Consider the following 16311-nt stretch of genomic DNA (forward strand, 5'->3'; position numbering starts at 1 on the left):
CGTGGCCGGGACTTTTCGGTCACAGAACCCTTGACGCCTCCTTGACCGTGGAGAAAACTGCCGTTCATCGGTCGGCATTGTCGAACACCTAACGACAATATTCGCTATGGTGGGGACTGCCGCGGGCCGATCAAAGCCCTCTCGGAGGGCGCGGACCACCGGAGGGACCCGGGGTTCGCCTTCCCCTGGACGAAGGACAAAGGAGTCGCGGGTGTCCAGCTCCGACATCTTCATCGGCGAGACCATCGGTACCGCCGTGCTCATCCTGCTGGGCGGTGGCGTGTGCGCCGCCGTCACCCTGAAGCGCTCCAAGGCGCTCAACGCGGGATGGCTCGCCATCACTTTCGGGTGGGGCTTCGCCGTACTGACGGGCGCGTACATCGCCAACCCGTCCGGCGCGCACCTCAACCCGGCCGTCACGCTCGGTCTCGCCATCGACGGCGGCACCAAGTGGAGCGACGTACCGCTCTACATCGGCTCCCAGATGCTCGGCGCGATAATCGGCGCCACGCTCGTGTGGGTCACGTACTACGGACAGTTCCGGGCGCACCTGACCGACCCGGAGATCGTCGCCGCGACCACCGGTCACGAGGGCATGGTGGACAAGTCCGCCGCCCCCGGCGCCGGGCCCGTGCTGGGGATCTTCTCCACCGGACCCGAGATCCGCAACGTCGTGCAGAACCTCGCCACGGAGATCATCGCCACCACGGTGCTCGTGCTGGCCATCCTCACGCAGGGGCTCACCAAGGGCCTGGCCGTCAGCGGCACCGGTGTCCTGATGACCGCGTTCGTGGTCGTCGGCATCGGCCTCTCGCTCGGTGGTCCGACCGGCTACGCGATCAACCCCGCTCGTGACCTCGGCCCGCGCATCGTGCACGCGCTGCTGCCGCTGCCGAACAAGGGCGGCTCCGACTGGAGCTACGCCTGGATCCCGGTGGTCGGCCCGCTCGTCGGTGCCGCGCTCGCCGCGGGCATCCACAAGATCGCGTTCTGAGCACCCGCCGAGACCTTCAGAATTCCAGGAGCACACCACACATGACCACCACCGGCACCCACGGCCAGGGCCCGTTCATCGCGGCGATCGACCAGGGCACCACCTCTTCGCGCTGCATCGTCTTCGACCGCGACGGACGCATCGTCTCCGTCGACCAGAAGGAGCACGAGCAGATCTTCCCGAAGCCGGGCTGGGTCGAGCACGACGCCGTCGAGATCTGGGACAACGTCCAGCAGGTCGTGGCCGGCGCCGTCGAGAAGGCGGGCATCACCTCCGCCGACGTCAAGGCGATCGGCATCACCAACCAGCGTGAGACCACGCTGCTGTGGGACAAGAACACCGGCGAGCCCGTCCACAACGCCATCGTCTGGCAGGACACCCGCACCGACGCGCTCTGCAAGGAGCTCGGCCGCAACGTCGGCCAGGACCGCTTCCGCCGCGAGACCGGCCTGCCGCTGGCGAGCTACTTCTCCGGCCCGAAGGTCCGCTGGCTGCTGGACAACGTCGAGGGCCTGCGCGAGCGTGCCGAGGCCGGCGACATCCTCTTCGGCACCATGGACTCCTGGGTCATCTGGAACCTCACCGGTGGCACCGACGGCGGCGTGCACGTCACCGACGTCACCAACGCCTCCCGCACGATGCTGATGAACCTGCGCAGCCTCGCGTGGGACGAGCGCATCGCGGAGTCGATGGGGATCCCGGTCGCCGTGCTGCCGGAGATCCGTTCCTCCGCCGAGGTCTACGGCACCGCCAAGGGCGGCGCGCTGGCCGGCGTCCCGGTCGCCTCGGCGCTGGGCGACCAGCAGGCGGCCCTGTTCGGCCAGACCTGCTTCTCCGAGGGCGAGGCCAAGTCGACGTACGGCACCGGCACGTTCATGCTGATGAACACCGGTGACGAGCCCGTCAACTCCTACAACGGCCTGCTGACCACGGTCGGCTACCGCATCGGCGACGAGAAGCCCGTCTACGCCCTCGAGGGCTCCATCGCCGTCACCGGCTCCCTCGTGCAGTGGATGCGCGACCAGATGGGCCTGATCAAGAGCGCGGCCGAGATCGAGACGCTCGCCAGCTCCGTCGAGGACAACGGCGGCGCCTACTTCGTGCCGGCCTTCTCCGGCCTGTTCGCCCCCTACTGGCGCTCCGACGCGCGCGGCGTCATCGCGGGCCTGACCCGCTATGTCACCAAGGCGCACATCGCCCGCGCCGTGCTCGAGGCCACCGCCTGGCAGACCCGCGAGATCACCGACGCCATGACGAAGGACTCCGGCGTCGAGCTGACCGCGCTCAAGGTCGACGGCGGCATGACCTCCAACAACTTGCTGATGCAGACGCTCTCGGACTTCCTGGACGCACCCGTGGTGCGCCCGATGGTCGCCGAGACGACCTGCCTCGGCGCCGCCTACGCCGCCGGCCTGGCCGTCGGCTTCTGGCCGGACACCGACGCCCTGCGCGCCAACTGGCGCAGGGCCGCCGAGTGGACCCCCCGCATGGACGCGGACACGCGTGACCGCGAGTACAAGAGCTGGCTCAAGGCCGTCGAGCGGACCATGGGCTGGATCGAGGACGAGGAGTAATCATGACAACCCCGCAGAGCGTTCCGACGCTGGGAACGCACCCGGCTGCCGGTTCCAACCCGAGCCGCGCCGAGACCAGGGATCGGCTGTCCAACGCGACGTACGACCTCCTGGTGATCGGTGGCGGCATCCTGGGCACCTCGGTGGCCTGGCACGCCGCGCAGTCCGGTCTGCGGGTCGCGATGGTGGACGCCGGCGACTTCGCCGGCGCCACTTCCTCCGCCTCCTCCAAGCTCGTCCACGGCGGTCTGCGCTACCTGCAGACCGGCGCGGTCAAGCTGGTGGCGGAGAACCACCACGAGCGTCGGGTGCTGGCCAAGGACGTGGCCCCGCACCTGGTCAACCCGCTCACCTTCTACCTGCCGGTCTACAAGGGCGGCCCGGTGGGCGCCGCCAAGCTCGGCGCCGGTGTGTTCGCCTACTCCGCGCTGTCCGCCTTCGGCGACGGCGTCGGCAAGGTCATCTCCCCGGCCAAGGCCAAGGCCGACAACCCCGGTCTGCGCACGGACAACCTCAAGGCCGTCGCGGTCTACTACGACCACCAGATGAACGACTCGCGCGTGGCCGTCATGACGGTCCGCGCGGCCGTCGAGTCCGGTGCGGTCGTCCTGAACCACGCCGAGGTCACCGGCCTGCGCTTCACGCACGGCAAGGTGACGGGCGCGGAGCTCAAGGACCGCACGGACGGCACCGAGTTCGGTGTCGACGCGCGCGTCGTGCTCAACGCCACCGGCCCGTGGGTGGACCACCTCCGCAAGATGGAGGACAAGGGCGCGGACCCGTCGATCCGCCTCTCCAAGGGCGCGCACATCGTGATGAAGCGCAAGTCGCCGTGGAAGGCCGCCATGGCCACCCCGATCGACAAGTACCGCATCACCTTCGCCCTCCCGTGGGAGGACCAGCTCCTCCTCGGCACCACCGACACCCAGTACGAGGGCGACCCGGCGGACGTGCGCGCCACCGAGGCCGACATCCAGCAGATCCTGGACGAGGCCGCGTTCTCCATCCAGGACGCCGACCTCGACCGCGACCTGATGACGTACGCCTTCGCCGGCCTGCGCGTGCTGCCCGGCGGCCCCGGTGACGTGGCCCAGGCCAAGCGCGAGACCGTCGTCAGCGAGGGCAGGGGCGGCATGCTCTCCGTCGCCGGCGGCAAGTGGACGACCTACCGCCACATCGGCCGTACGGTCATGAGCAAGCTCGCCAAGGTCCCCGGCAGCCCGCTGACCGAGGACATGGAGCCCATCTCCAGCCTGGTCCGCCGCACCCCGCTGCCCGGCGTCGCCAACCCCAACGCCGTGGCCCACCGCCTGCTCGTGGACCGCGAGCCCGGCAGCCGCATGGACCCGCTGACCGCCCGCCACCTGGCGACGCACTACGGCTCGCTGTCCTTCGACATCGCGCGCCTGGTCAACGAGAACCCGGAGCTCGGCGAGCGGATCCACCCCGACGGCCCGGAGATCTGGGCCCAGGTCGTCTACGCCCGTGACCACGAGTGGGCCGAGACGGTCGACGACGTGCTGCGCCGCCGTACGACGCTCACGATCCGCGGCCTGGACTCCGAGGACGTCCGCGCCCGCGTCAAGGGCATGCTGAACGACAAGGGCTGACACCCGGCACCGCCCGTGCGCTCCGAGGGGAGGGACGTCCCGCGTCCCTCCCCTCGATGCGTCCGCGTGCGTCCGCGGCAACCGGCCGGACCACGATCGCGTCACTTCAGGAAACAGAAGGAGCGATTCTCGTTATGGAACGGCCGGATCCGCGCACCATCCTGTCCAGGCTACGCATCCGGCGGCCGCGCCGACGGACCGTGATCCGTATCGCGATCGCCCTGGCGGTGGTCCTGCTGCTGCCGCCCGCCCTGGCCGGCACCGCCCTGCGGGCCGCCTACGCCGGGTCGCCCCCGGACGATGCCGTCACCCGGGGCCGGGACGCCATCTGGCTGGGCCACGCCTGGCTCGACGGCCGCAAGGGCCCCGCGGAACTGGCCGGCCTCAAGCGGAAGATCGCCGACACGGGCATGCGGGACCTGTACGTGCACGCCGGCCCGCTGGAGCACGACGGCACGCTGCCCGCCTCGGCCTACCCGCGCGCGAAGTGGCTGATCGAGAACGTCCACCGGGAGCTGCCGGGCGTACGCGTGCACGCCTGGCTCGGCGACAAGGTGGTCCGCCGCGGCGAGGGACCCAACGGCCTGCGGCTGGACTCGGCGGCCACCCGCGCCGCCGTGGTGGAGAGCGCCCGTCAGGTACTGAAGGCCGGTTTCGAGGGCGTCCACCTCGACGTCGAGCCCGTACGCACCGGCGACGGCTCCTTCCTGGCCCTGCTGGACGCCCTGCACCCGGCCGTGCGGTCCGGCGGCGGGGTCTTCTCCGTCGCCGCGCAGCAGATCGACCCGCTGCCCTCCATGCACCGGGCCGCGCGCCTGGCGGGCAGCCCCAAGTGGTGGACGCAGCGGTACTTCGGCCAGGTGGCCCGCCGCACGGACCAGATCGCGGTCATGTCGTACGACACCGCCCTGCCCGTCGAGAGCCTCTACGGCGGCTACGTGGCCCGCCAGACGGCCCTCGCCCTCCAGGCCACCCCGGCCGGCACCGACCTGCTGATGGGCCTGCCCTTCTACCACACCGACGATCTCGGCCACCACGGTCACGCGGAGACCGCCGCGGCCGCCGTCCGCGGCGCCCGGCTGGGACTGGGCCGCGAGGACCGCGGCCGGCAGCGCTTCGGCCTGGCCCTGTACGTCGACTTCGCCGCCACCGAGGGCGACTGGCGGGCCTACCGCAGCGGCTGGGGCGCCCGAACGTGAGGAGAGGGTGAGGAGTGCCCGCACAGGGGCTGCGAACGGGGGGCGCGGAAGTCGTAGTCTTGGGGTCGCACGGCAGAAAGAACGCTGCCGGGAACAACACTGCACAGAACGGCAACCGGTGGTACGGACCCGTCCGCACCGGTCGGAAGGAGGCGCTGGGTGATCGAGCTTGAGGGGGTTCCCGAGCTGATCGACCCGGTCATGATCTGTGCCTTCGAGGGCTGGAACGACGCCGGGGACGCCGCCTCCAGCGCGGTGGCGCACCTGGACCGGGAGTGGAAGGGCGAGGTCTTCGGCGCACTGGACGCCGAGGACTACTACGACTTCCAGGTCAACCGTCCCACGGTCTGGCTGGACGGCGGCGTCCGCAAGGTCACCTGGCCGACGACCCGGCTGTCCGTGGTGCGCACGGGCGGCCGCGACGGCGGCACGGGGCGCGACCTGGTTCTGGTGCGGGGCATCGAACCGAGCATGCGCTGGCGCTCGTTCTGCAACGAGATCCTGGGCTTCGCGCACGAGCTGGGCGTGGAGATGGTGGTGATCCTGGGCTCGCTGCTCGGCGACACCCCGCACACCCGGCCGGTGCCGGTCAGCGGCGTGACCTCCGACCCGGACCTGGCCCGCACCATGGATCTGGAGGAGTCCCGCTACGAGGGCCCGACCGGGATCGTCGGCATCCTCCAGGAAGCCTGCACCCACGCCGGCGTCCCGACGGTGAGCCTGTGGGCGGCCGTGCCCCACTACGTCTCCCAGCCGCCGAACCCGAAGGCCACCCTGGCGCTCCTCAACCGCCTGGAGGACCTGATCGACGTGCGCATCCCGCTGGGCGAGCTGCCCGAGGACGCGCGCGCCTGGCAGCTGGGCGTGGACCAGCTGGCGGCGGAGGACAGCGAGGTCGCGGAGTACGTGCAGTCGCTGGAGGAGGCGCGGGACACCGCCGACCTCCCGGAGGCGTCCGGCGAGGCCATCGCCCGCGAGTTCGAGCGCTATCTGCGGCGCCGCGACGGCCAGCCGCCGGCCCCGGGCCAGCCCGGCGGACTCGCGGCCGAACCGGGCCTGACCGAGGGCCGGGACGGCTCGTACCTCCGCGACACCACGAGCGGCCGGACCCGCCCGCCGCGGCCGCCGGCGAAGGACGACGGCGCGGCGGCGTCGCCCTCCTCCGAGGACGACACGGACGACGAGGGGCCGGACGCCGAGAGCTGACGGCCGGTTTCACGACGACGGTGCCCGGGGTGCCCGCACGGTGCGGGTGTCCCGGGCACCGTCGTGTGCGCGCCCGGCCCCGGGCAGCAGCGCCGGCAGCACCGCGAGCACCAGGGTCAGGGCGAGGTGCAGCAGTGTGGCGACCGCCAGGGCGTGCCCGTACGCGCCCGCGTCGTGGGGTGCCGCCCCGCCGAGGCCGTCGAAGTACAGGATCCCGGCCACGGCGACCCCCACGGCGCCGCCGACCTGCTGGCCGGTGGAGAGCACGCCGGAGGCCATGCCGGTGTCGGAGGGTGCGACGCGGGAGAGGACGGTCTGCAGCAGCGGGGGTACGAGCAGGCCGTTGCCGGCGCCGGTCAGGAGCAGCGCCGGCACCAACTGCCAGGCGTGCAGGCCGCTTCCGGCGCTCGAGACGAGGGTGATCGTCAGGGCGTGGCCCGCGGCGGCGACGAGCGCGCCGGCCCGCAGGACGCGCCGGCCGAACCGGGCGAGGCGCCCGGCCGCCATGTTGGTGGCGAGGAAGGCGGCGGCGAAGGGGACGTAGACGAAGGCGGCGCCCAGCGCGCTCAGGCCGAGGCCGTCCTGGAGGGTGAGCGTGAGGACGAGGACGGAGGAGTTGATGCCGGCGTAGGTCAGGATCACCAGGGTCATGCCGACGGCGAAGGGCCGCTCGCGCAGCAGGCCCATCCGTACGAGCGGTGCGCCGCCCCGGGCGTCGACGCGGCGTTCCACGGCGGCGAAGACGGCGAAGGCGAGGGCGCTGCCCGCCAGGCTGAGCCAGGTCCACAGCGGGTGACCGGAGTCCCGGCCCTCGATCAGCGGCACGACGAGCAGGAACAGCGCCACGGTCAGGGCGGCCACGCCGGGCAGGTCGAGGCGGCGGGCGCCCTCGTCACGGGACTCGGGCACCCAGCGGGCGGCGAGCAGCGAAGTGACCAGGCCGATCGGGACGTTGACCCAGAAGACCGGACGCCAGGAGGAGCCGAAGGGGTGGGCGGCGACGAGGACGCCGCCGAGCAGCTGGCCGGCCGTTCCCGAGAGGCCGATCACCGCGCCGAGCACGCCGAACGCCTTCTGCCGCTGCCCGGCCGGTATCAGTACCTGGATCATCGCGAAGACCTGCGGGAACATCAGGGCGGCGGTGAGTCCCTGCGCCATCCGGGCGGCGACGAGGGCGCCGGGGCCGGGGGCGGCCGCGCAGGCGGCGGACGCGAGGGTGAAGAGCGCCGTGCCGGTGATGAACATCCGCTTGCGGCCGAGGAGGTCGCCCAGGCGGGCGCCGGTGATCAGGGTGACGGCGTAGGTGAGCTGGTAGCCGGCCAGGATCAGCTGGACGTCGGCGGCCGAGGCGCCGAGGTCCGCGCGGATGGCGGGTGCCGCGACGAGGACGATGAAGGTGTCGAGTACGGCCATGAACGCGCCGGCCAGCACCACGGACAGCGCCCGCCACGGTGCCGCGCCGCCGGCCGGCGCGGTGGCGGGGGTGGGGTTCTGGGTCATGTCCACGATCCTCGGGCGGCCCGGGGCGGGCATACAGTGACCACTTATGCTGGTATGTATTCCACCCCCCTTCCCGTGCCACTGTGAGATGAAATGCCGTCGCAGGTCCATGGTGTGACGACCGGTCAGGCGCGTCGGCGCGCTCTCGCGGAGTTCCTGCGGTCGCGGCGGGAGCGGCTCACGCCGCGTGCGGCGGGCATCCTCGCCGGGCCCCGGCGGCGTACTCCGGGTTTGCGCCGCGAGGAGGTCGCCCAGCTCTCGGGGGTCAGCGTCACGTGGTACACGTGGCTGGAGCAGGCGCGGGAGATCAGTGTGAGCCGGCAGGTGCTGGAGAGTCTGGCGCGGGCCCTGATGCTCGACGCCCCGGAGCGGCGGCACCTGTTCGCGCTGGCCGGCGAGCCGCCGCCGGAGCGGGCACCGGCGGAGGGGCCCGGCCCGGCGCTCCAGCGGCTGGTGGACGCGCTCGACCCGCACCCGGCGTACTGTCTCGACGCCCACTGGAACCTGGTGGCGTGGAACCGCGCGGAGGCCGCCCTGATCGGCGACCCGGCGGCGCTGCCGCCGGAGCGCCGCAACCTCCTCCGGCTGGTGTTCACGGACCCGGCCCTGCGCACGCTCCTCGCCGACTGGCCCGGCCAGGCCCGTCACCTCCTGGCGCAGTTCCGGGCCGACGCCCGCCGGCGCGTCGGTGACCCGGACCTGGAACACCTCACGGACGGACTGCGGCGCGAGAGCGAGGAGTTCGCGGCGTGGTGGGAGGCGCACGATGTCGCCGACTTCCGTGCCGGCCGATGGGTCTTCCGCCATCCCGGGGCCGGCCTGCTGACGTTCGACTATGTGAAGCTGGCCGCGCTGGACGCGCCGGGCGTCAAGCTGTTCGCCTGCATGCCGGCGGACGAGGAGACGGCCGGCAAGCTGCCGGACCTGCTCACGCCTCCCGTGCCGGAGGCCCGGACCGGCGGGTGAGACGGTGGAGGGCTCCTGCTCGCGCGAGCAGGAGCCCTCCGGGGGCGGTGGGGCCGGCTCAGCGTGGCCGGGGCACCGCCACGGCGTCGTAGTCCGTGGTCGGTGTCGGCTCCACGTCGAAGCGGGCGTTGGGCAGATAGAGGCGGTCGCCGTGGGCGGCGACCGTGGTGGGGATCCTGAAGCGCGGGTCGGTGACGCGGGCCACCGCCCGGCCCCGCAGGCCGGTCGCGTCCAGGTGGAGGACGTCGACCGCGTTCTGGATCTGCTGGACGACGTGGAGTGTGCGGCCCAGGAGCAGCGCGCCGTCGCCGTCGGGGAGCTTCTTGCCGCCGCAGTCGACACGGCGGGCGTCCCCGGTGCGCGGGTCGACGCGGAAGAGGGTGCCGCCGTCCGCGTAGACGTTGATGACGAGGAGCCCCCGGCCGTCGGGGGTCCGTTCGATGCCGTTGGTGGTGAACGCCTCGTTCGGGGCCTCGGCCCACTCGCCCTTCAGCGGCAGCGTCACCACGTCGCGGCTGTGGGGCAGTTCGCCGCGCGGGCCGAGCGGCAGGCCGTAGAGGCACGGCTGGGTGGAGTCGGTGAACCAGGCGGCCCCGGGGGTGAGCACCACGTCGTTGACGAAGGTCGCGGGCCGGCCGACCTCGTAGGTGGCGAGGATGCGGCCGGTGCGTCCGTCGACGACGCGCAGCTGACGGCTGGGGCCGCCCGCGATGAAGATCCGGCCGCGGGCGTCGCTCTTGAGCCCGATGGAGGGGGCGGCGGTGCCGGTCGGAACGGTGACTCCCCTGCCGGTGGCCAGGCTCGCGCGGTAGAGCGAGCCGCCGCCGAGCGAGCCGAACCAGGCGTACGGGCCGGGGCCGATGGCGATTCCCTCCGGGCGGAAGCCGGCGGGCAGCGGGAAGGAGGCCGGCCAGTCGGACGCGGTCCGTGCGTGGGCCGAGGCGATCGGCGGTCCCGCGACCGCTGCCACGCCCAGTGCCGCGCCCGCCCCGAGCAGTCTTCGGCGTGTCAGGGAACGTGCCATGGTGTGCGTCCTTCCGGCCGTGGGAAAGTGACCGGCTCACCGAAGCACAGGGCCTGCCGTGACACACCCGTCCCACGCGGATCTGCACAAACGAAGGGGGGCGCTCCCGGTGGGAAGCGCCCCCTGCCTCAAGGTGTGCGGTCAGTTGCTCACAGCGCGACGCCGAGCAGCGCGTCGGCGGCCCGGGAGACGAGGCCGGGCGCACCCTCGTCCGTACCGCCGTCGGCGGCCTGGGCGGCGGCCCAGCGGTCGATGGCGGCGAGGGCGCGGGGCGCGTCGAGGTCGTCCGCGAGGGCGTCGCGGATCTCCTCGACGAGGGCGTCGGCGGAGGGGCCGTCGGGGCGGGAGACGGCCGCGCGCCAGCGGGCGAGGCGCTCGACGGCCTCGGTCAGCACGGCGTCGGTCCACTCCCAGTCGGCGCGGTAGTGGTGGGAGAGCAGGGCCAGGCGGATGGCGACGGGGTCGACCCCGTCCCGGCGCAGCTTGGAGATGAAGACGAGGTTGCCCTTGGACTTGGACATCTTCTCGCCGTTGAGGGCGACCATGCCGGCGTGCACGTAGGTCTGGGCGTAGGGGTGCTCGCCGGTGAGCGCCTGGGCGTGCGAGGCGCCCATCTCGTGGTGCGGGAAGACCAGGTCGCTGCCGCCGCCCTGGACGTCGAAGCCCATGCCGAAGTATTCGAGGGCGATGGCGACGCACTCGATGTGCCAGCCGGGGCGGCCGGGGCCGAGGGAGGCGCCGTCCCAGCTGGGCTCGCCCGGGCGGGCGGCCATCCACAGCATGGGGTCGACGGGGTTCTTCTTGCCGGGGCGCTCGGGGTCGCCGCCGCGCTCGGCGGACAGCAGGCGCATGGCCTCCGCGTCGAGGCCGGAGACGCCGCCGAAGGCGGGGTCGGAGGCGACGGAGAAGTAGACGTCGCCCTCCAGCTCGTAGGCGGCACCGGCGTCGCGCAGCCGTTCCACCAGGGGGACGATCTTGGGTATCGACTCCACGGCGCCCACGTAGTGGCGCGGCGGGAGCATCCGCAGGGCGGTCATGTCCTCGCGGAAGAGGGCGGTCTCGCGCTCGGCGAGGGCGGTCCAGTCCTCGCCGTCCCGGATCGCCCGCTCCAGCAGCGGGTCGTCGACGTCGGTGACGTTCTGGACGTAGTGAACCTGCCGCTTGGTGTCGAGCCACACGCGCTGCACGAGGTCGAACGCGTTGTAGGTCGCCGCGTGCCCCATGTGGGTGGCGTCGTACGGCGTGATGCCGCAGACATAGATACGGGCGACGGGGCCGGGGACGAGGGTCACCCGTCCACCGGTCGCGGTGTCGTGGATCCGGAGGTCGCGGCCACTGCCAGGCAGGGCGGGTACCTCAGAAGCGGGCCAGGCATGCATGTTCCGAAGCGTAACCGGACGCGTGTTCCGGATACGAACCGGATGGGGCTGTTGGCCTAAGAGGCACTCTTGCGCATGCCGCCCCCGATATGCATCAAGGCCGGATCAGACCGGTGGCCAGGGGATGGCCGGCCATTGTCCGCTGGGCTCCCGGTGCCGTCCGGTCCGCAGGAGCTCGGCGACACGCTCCCGCAGGGCCTGGATTTCGGCCGGAGTGAGGAGCTCGGCCAGTCGGGCGGTGAGCGGTCGGTCCTCGGCCAGATCGGCCGAAAGTCGCCGCAGCGCCTCCATGGCCTCCTCGGGCAGCGGCTCGCTCGCCCAGCCCCACAGGAGGGTGCGCAGCTTGTCGTCGGCGTTGAACGTCACACCGTGGTCGATGGCGTACAGCCGGCCGTCCGCGGCGGGCAGCAGGTGGCCGCCCTTGCGGTCACCGTTGTTGATCACGGCGTCGAGGACGGCGAGCCGGCGCAGCCGTACGTCGTCGGCGTGCACGAGCAGCGCGGTGCGCTCCTCCCCCACGTCGGCGAGGCCGACGGCCTTCCAGCCCGGCCCCGCCTCCTCGCCCTCGACGAGGGCCAAGAGCGCGCCGTCGGCGGTCTCCTCGTCGGGGGCCTCGATCCACAGCTGGCACATGCCCTGGCCGTACGGGCCGTCGCGCAGCACCGTGGGCGGGACCAGGCCCCAGCCCATGGCCTCGGACAGCTCGTAGGCGGCGACCTCGCGCTGGGCGAGGGTGCCGTCGGGGAAGTCCCACAGGGGCCGCTCCCCGGCGACCGGCTTGTAGACGCAGGCCGCGCTCACGCCCTCGTACTCGACCGTGCAGTACAGCACCGCGTTGGACGCCTCGCGGACCCGCCCACGCACCGTCAGCTCGCCGAGGGTGAGCAGTTCGTGCGGAGTCACACTCCGCGGCGGTATCCGTTCTGGCGCGGACATACGTGTCCCTCCGGGTCGAGCGGCAGGCTGCACAGCGGGCACGGCGGACGGCCGGCGTTGACGACCTCCAGGGCGCGCTTGGCGAACGCGCGGGCCATGGTGCCGGTCAGCCGCACGCGCAGCATCGGCGGGCCGTTCGTCTCGTCCTGGAGCAGGCGCTCCTCCGCCTCGACCAGGTCCTCGTCGGTGTCGGCGTCCAGCTCGACGAGCGCCTGGGCCTCCACGATCATGCGTTCGCCCTCGCCGTCCCAGGCCAGGGCCATGGTGCCGACCCGGAACTCCTCGTCGACGGGGCTCTCCAGCGGCTCCGTGTCGGCGAGCTCGGCGGGGGCGACGGCGGGCACGGGCGCGCTGCCGCCGGTGCGCCGGACGACCTCGTCCAGCAGCTCGTCGATGCGCTCGGCGAGCGCCTCGACCTGTGCCTTCTCCAGCGCGACGCTGGTGGTCCGGCCGGCCGCGGTGGCCTGGAGGAAGAATGTGCGGCGGCCCGGCAGCCCGACCGTACCGGCGACGAAACGGTCCGGCGGGTCATAGAGGAACACCTGACGGGACAACGTCCTGCTCCATGTGAGATCGGTGGTGGAGTTACCGCTCCGAGGGCGGATCACGCGTGGTGACGCGGACGGAGCCGCGTCACCACCCTACTGCGCACGGCGATCACGGTGCTCCCGCCCCGCCTCCGACCACACCGTCCGCCTCGGCCCCTCCCGTCTCCTCCGCCGTATCGGGCGTCCGCGGGCGCGGGGCCAGGCCGCGCAACTCGCCGGTGTCGCCGAGGCGCATGAGGAAGGGGCGCAGGCGGGTGTAGCGGATGGCGGTGACCGAGCAGGGGTCGACGGCGATCCGCTGGAAGAGGTCGAGGTGCATGCCGAGGGCGTCGGCGACCAGGGATTTGATGATGTCGCCGTGCGAGCACACGAGGTAGCAGGCGTCGGCGCCGTGCTCCTCCTCGATCCGGGCGTTCCAGTCGCGCACGGCGTCCACGGCGCGCGCCTGCATGGCGCGTACGGACTCGCCGCCGGGGAAGGCCGCGGCGGCGGGGTGGCGCTGGACGACCTCCCACAGCGGTTCGTCGGTCAGCTCGGCGATCTTGCGGCCCGCCCAGTCGCCGTAGTGGCACTCCCCGACGCGCTCGTCGGTGTGCACGGGCAGGCCGGGCCGGGCGGCGAGGAGCGGGGCGAGGGTCTCCCGGCAGCGCTGGAGCGGGCTGGTGACGACGGCGGCGAGCGGCAGCTCGGCGAGCCGGTCCGGGAGGGCGGCCGCCTGGGCGGCGCCGCGCTCGTCCAGGGCGACGCCGGGCGTCCACCCGGCGAGCACTCCCCCGGTGTTGGCGGTGGACCGGCCGTGCCGGACCAGGATCAGCGTGGGCATGGCCGCCAGCCTACGTCGGCCTCCGGCGGTGCTCACGGGGCCCTTTCCGCCCGTTCCCGGCGGACGGAAATGTTTTGGCGGGGCGATCAGCGGCAGAATGCCCTGCGTGATCGTGGACTGCGCTATCTACCGGGACGGACGCCGCACCGAGGGCCCCGCCGACTTCTCCGACGCGCTGGACGAGGCGCGCGCCCAGGGCGACTCGTTCCTGTGGATCGGGCTGCACGAGCCGACGGAGAAGGAGTTCGAGCTGGTCACCAGCGAGTTCGGGCTCCATCCGCTGGCCGTGGAGGACGCGCTCAACGCGCACCAGCGGCCGAAGCTGGAGGTCTACGAGGACTCGCTCTTCGTGGTGCTCAAGCCGGTCACCTACGACGACGACGCGGACACGGTCACCACCAGCGAGCTGATGCTGTTCGTCGGCGACTCCTTCGTGGTGACCGTCCGGCACGGCGAGGGCAGCCCCCTGGCGGAGGTGCGCCGGCGGCTGGAGCAGGAGCCGGAGGTGCTCCGGCACGGGCCGACCTCGGTGCTGTACGCGGTCAGCGACGCGATCGTGGACCAGTACATCGAGGTGGCCGCCGAGCTCCAGGTGGACCTGGAGGAGCTGGAGGCGGAGGTGTTCGCCCCCATGGGCGGGGACACCCGCAACACCGCCTCGCGGATCTACAACTTCAAGCGGCAGGTGATGGAGTTCCGGCGGGCCACCGGGCCGCTCACCGAGCCGATGCTGCGGCTGACGGGGACGGGCCTGCCGTTCGTGCCGCAGCGCTCGCAGCCGTTCTTCCGCGACGTCGGCGACCACCTGACGCGCGCCAACGAGTCCGTGGACGGGCTGGACCGGCTGCTGACCGACATACTCTCGGCGCACTTGGCGCAGATGGGCGTCCAGCAGAACGACGACATGCGCAAGATCTCCGCCTGGGCGGCGATGGCGGCGGTCCCGACGATGATCGCCGGGATCTACGGGATGAACTTCGACCACATGCCGGAGCTGCGGCAGCCGTGGGGCTATCCGGCGGCCGTCGCGCTGATGGCCGGCGTGGTGGTCTGGCTGCACCGCTGGTTCAAGCGGCGCGGCTGGCTGTGAGGGCGAGGGCCCCGCTCAGGCGAACTCGGCGGCGGTGGCGGGCTCGCTCAGCGGGTCGCTGCGGCGCGGCGGGCGCAGGGTGACCATGCGGCGCCAGCCGAGGAGCCGCTCGTGGACGTACACCGCCCGGATGCCCAGGGACAGGGCGAGGGCCTTGGCGCGGGACCAGCCCAGGATGGCGCCCATGTGCGCCATCACGGCCAGGCTGACGTCCCGGTAGACGCGGATCTCCGCCAGGGCGCTCCGCCGCAGGACGGAGCGGATGGTGGCGGCGTGCCCCTCGCGGGCCAGCCGCAGCAGCTCCTCGTGGCAGTAGGCGAGGTGGTTCTCCTCGTCGTGAGCGATCATCCTGATGGCCTTGCCGACCTCGGGGTGCTCGCCGAAGAAGGTGGTGAGCATGTCCATCTGGTCGGCGGCGCGCTGCTCGGTGACCCGGCTGTGCGCCAGGTAGACGACGACGTCCCGCTCGGTCAGCCGCGCCTCGCCGCGCAGCAGGCTGTGGGCGAGGCCGATGCCGGCGCGTTCGAGGAGCATGGTGTAGTCGGTCCCGGGCGGCACCGGAACGGGTCGAGGCCGCGCTTGCGCAGCAGGGCGTTGAAGATCCGCCCGTGCTTGTCCTCGTCCGCGCCGTGCCGGGCGATCTTGGGCGCGAGCCCGCTGCGCTCCTCGGGCACGAGGGCGGCGATCCGGCCGTTCTCCCAGCCGCCCTGCGCCTCACCGCTCGCGGCGATGGAGCAGAAGAGCCGGTACGACTCGTCGTTGTCGAGGATCTCCTGGAACAGGCTCCTGGCCGAGAGCACGGCGCTCGCCTCCGTTCATGACACGGCTTCCGGGGTCCGGGTACCCGAGAAGGGAAAGTCAAGTGCCATGGCCGGAGGGCGGCAACAGGGGACGGTGTCGGCTCGGCCGAATGCGCGACGTCCCGCGCGGCCGTGCCCGTGCCGCGGCGGGACGCCCGGGCGCGTAACCCCTCGCCCGCCCAGGCGTTGTCCTCAGTACCGGCCGTGGCGGGGAAGACACCCCGAGCCCCCACCACGGCCGAAGACCTTCCCGCCCGAGCGGCGTCCGGCGGATCTCCGGCCGTCTTTGCCTACGACGGCGAGCGCCCCGCGGGCGCGTCCTCGATCGCCGGACGGCCTTGATTCCGGCCGGGCTCAGCCGACCTCGGCCCGCTGGGGGAGCTTGAGGACACCGCCTCTAGGCCGTGTCCGGCAGGTCTTCGACTGCGGGCCGGCTTTGCCGCCTGCGGCGGCGGGCGCCCTGCGGGCGCGTCCTCAAACGCCGGACCGGCTTGATTGTGGCTGGGCTCAGCCGCTTTCAGCCCGTTGGGGGCACCCCCAGCGGTTGCTGGGGGAGATTGAGGACACCACCGCGCAGCGGTCGGTGCGCACGACACGACCCCGCAGCCGCCCGCTCACGTGATCCGCCGGACACGGCCTAGGCCCAATGCCGGTGACTTAGG

The 16311-nt window shown here is 72.6% G+C and carries 13 protein-coding genes and 1 pseudogene; 7 read left to right on the forward strand and 7 right to left on the reverse strand.

Going from position 1 to position 16311, the window contains the following annotated elements; translation table 11 throughout:
* The first annotated feature begins 211 nt into the window (after nucleotides 1-211).
* From J7E86_RS10595 to J7E86_RS10615, 5 genes are all read left to right on the forward strand, one after another.
* Nucleotides 212-994, forward strand: coding sequence for an MIP/aquaporin family protein (locus J7E86_RS10595; RefSeq protein WP_215081321.1), 783 nt, complete (start codon nucleotides 212-214; stop codon nucleotides 992-994).
* Between the two features lie 41 nt (nucleotides 995-1035).
* Nucleotides 1036-2568: a glycerol kinase GlpK gene (glpK, locus tag J7E86_RS10600; protein WP_215081322.1), complete on the forward strand. Its 1533-nt coding sequence runs from the start codon at nucleotides 1036-1038 to the stop codon at nucleotides 2566-2568.
* 2 nt (nucleotides 2569-2570) lie between these two features.
* Complete coding sequence (locus J7E86_RS10605; protein ID WP_215081323.1) at nucleotides 2571-4178, forward strand: glycerol-3-phosphate dehydrogenase/oxidase; 1608 nt, start codon at nucleotides 2571-2573, stop codon at nucleotides 4176-4178.
* Nucleotides 4179-4312: 134 nt separating this feature from the next.
* Nucleotides 4313-5377 carry a hypothetical protein gene (locus J7E86_RS10610; RefSeq protein ID WP_215081324.1) on the forward strand — a complete coding sequence of 355 codons (1065 nt, stop codon included), beginning with the start codon at nucleotides 4313-4315 and terminating at the stop codon, nucleotides 5375-5377.
* Nucleotides 5378-5536: 159 nt separating this feature from the next.
* Nucleotides 5537-6583 (forward strand): PAC2 family protein, encoded by a 1047-nt coding sequence (locus tag J7E86_RS10615; RefSeq protein WP_215081325.1) that lies wholly within the window; start codon nucleotides 5537-5539, stop codon nucleotides 6581-6583.
* A gap of 9 nt (nucleotides 6584-6592) precedes the next feature.
* Here the strand turns inward: J7E86_RS10615 and J7E86_RS10620 are convergent, their stop codons facing one another.
* Complete coding sequence (locus J7E86_RS10620; protein WP_215081326.1) at nucleotides 6593-8083, reverse strand: MFS transporter; 1491 nt, start codon at nucleotides 8081-8083, stop codon at nucleotides 6593-6595.
* Between the two features lie 93 nt (nucleotides 8084-8176).
* On the opposite strand from J7E86_RS10620, the gene J7E86_RS10625 reads away from it, so the two are divergent.
* Complete coding sequence (locus J7E86_RS10625; RefSeq protein ID WP_215081327.1) at nucleotides 8177-9049, forward strand: helix-turn-helix transcriptional regulator; 873 nt, start codon at nucleotides 8177-8179, stop codon at nucleotides 9047-9049.
* Between the two features lie 58 nt (nucleotides 9050-9107).
* Here J7E86_RS10625 and J7E86_RS10630 read toward each other — a convergent pair whose 3' ends face one another.
* From J7E86_RS10630 to J7E86_RS10650, 5 genes are all read right to left on the reverse strand, one after another.
* The gene (locus J7E86_RS10630; RefSeq protein WP_215081328.1) at nucleotides 9108-10073 is read right to left on the reverse strand and encodes a superoxide dismutase; all 966 of its coding nucleotides are present in this window, start codon (nucleotides 10071-10073) and stop codon (nucleotides 9108-9110) included.
* 149 nt (nucleotides 10074-10222) lie between these two features.
* The gene (gene mshC / locus J7E86_RS10635) at nucleotides 10223-11452 is read right to left on the reverse strand and encodes a cysteine--1-D-myo-inosityl 2-amino-2-deoxy-alpha-D-glucopyranoside ligase (protein WP_215081329.1); all 1230 of its coding nucleotides are present in this window, start codon (nucleotides 11450-11452) and stop codon (nucleotides 10223-10225) included.
* A 105-nt stretch (nucleotides 11453-11557) separates the two neighbouring features.
* Nucleotides 11558-12388 (reverse strand): SCO1664 family protein, encoded by an 831-nt coding sequence (locus tag J7E86_RS10640; RefSeq protein WP_215081330.1) that lies wholly within the window; start codon nucleotides 12386-12388, stop codon nucleotides 11558-11560.
* A complete protein-coding gene (locus tag J7E86_RS10645; protein ID WP_215081331.1) occupies nucleotides 12352-12942 on the reverse strand; it encodes a DUF3090 domain-containing protein in 591 nt (196 codons plus the stop codon). Before J7E86_RS10645 ends, J7E86_RS10640 begins: the two co-directional genes overlap by 37 nt.
* Nucleotides 12943-13045: 103 nt before the next feature.
* Entirely contained in the window at nucleotides 13046-13759 is a 714-nt protein-coding gene (locus tag J7E86_RS10650; protein WP_215081332.1) for a histidine phosphatase family protein, read from the reverse strand.
* Nucleotides 13760-13856: 97 nt separating this feature from the next.
* On the opposite strand from J7E86_RS10650, the gene corA reads away from it, so the two are divergent.
* Complete coding sequence (corA, locus tag J7E86_RS10655) at nucleotides 13857-14849, forward strand: magnesium/cobalt transporter CorA (protein ID WP_215081333.1); 993 nt, start codon at nucleotides 13857-13859, stop codon at nucleotides 14847-14849.
* Between the two features lie 15 nt (nucleotides 14850-14864).
* On the opposite strand, the pseudogene J7E86_RS10660 reads toward corA, so the two are convergent.
* Nucleotides 14865-15649, reverse strand: a pseudogene (locus J7E86_RS10660) (ferritin-like domain-containing protein).
* Between the last annotated feature and the right edge of the window lie 662 nt (nucleotides 15650-16311).

The sequence above is a fragment of the Streptomyces sp. ISL-11 genome, assembly GCF_018614525.1.
In the GTDB taxonomy this organism is placed as follows: Bacteria; Actinomycetota; Actinomycetes; order Streptomycetales; family Streptomycetaceae; genus Streptomyces.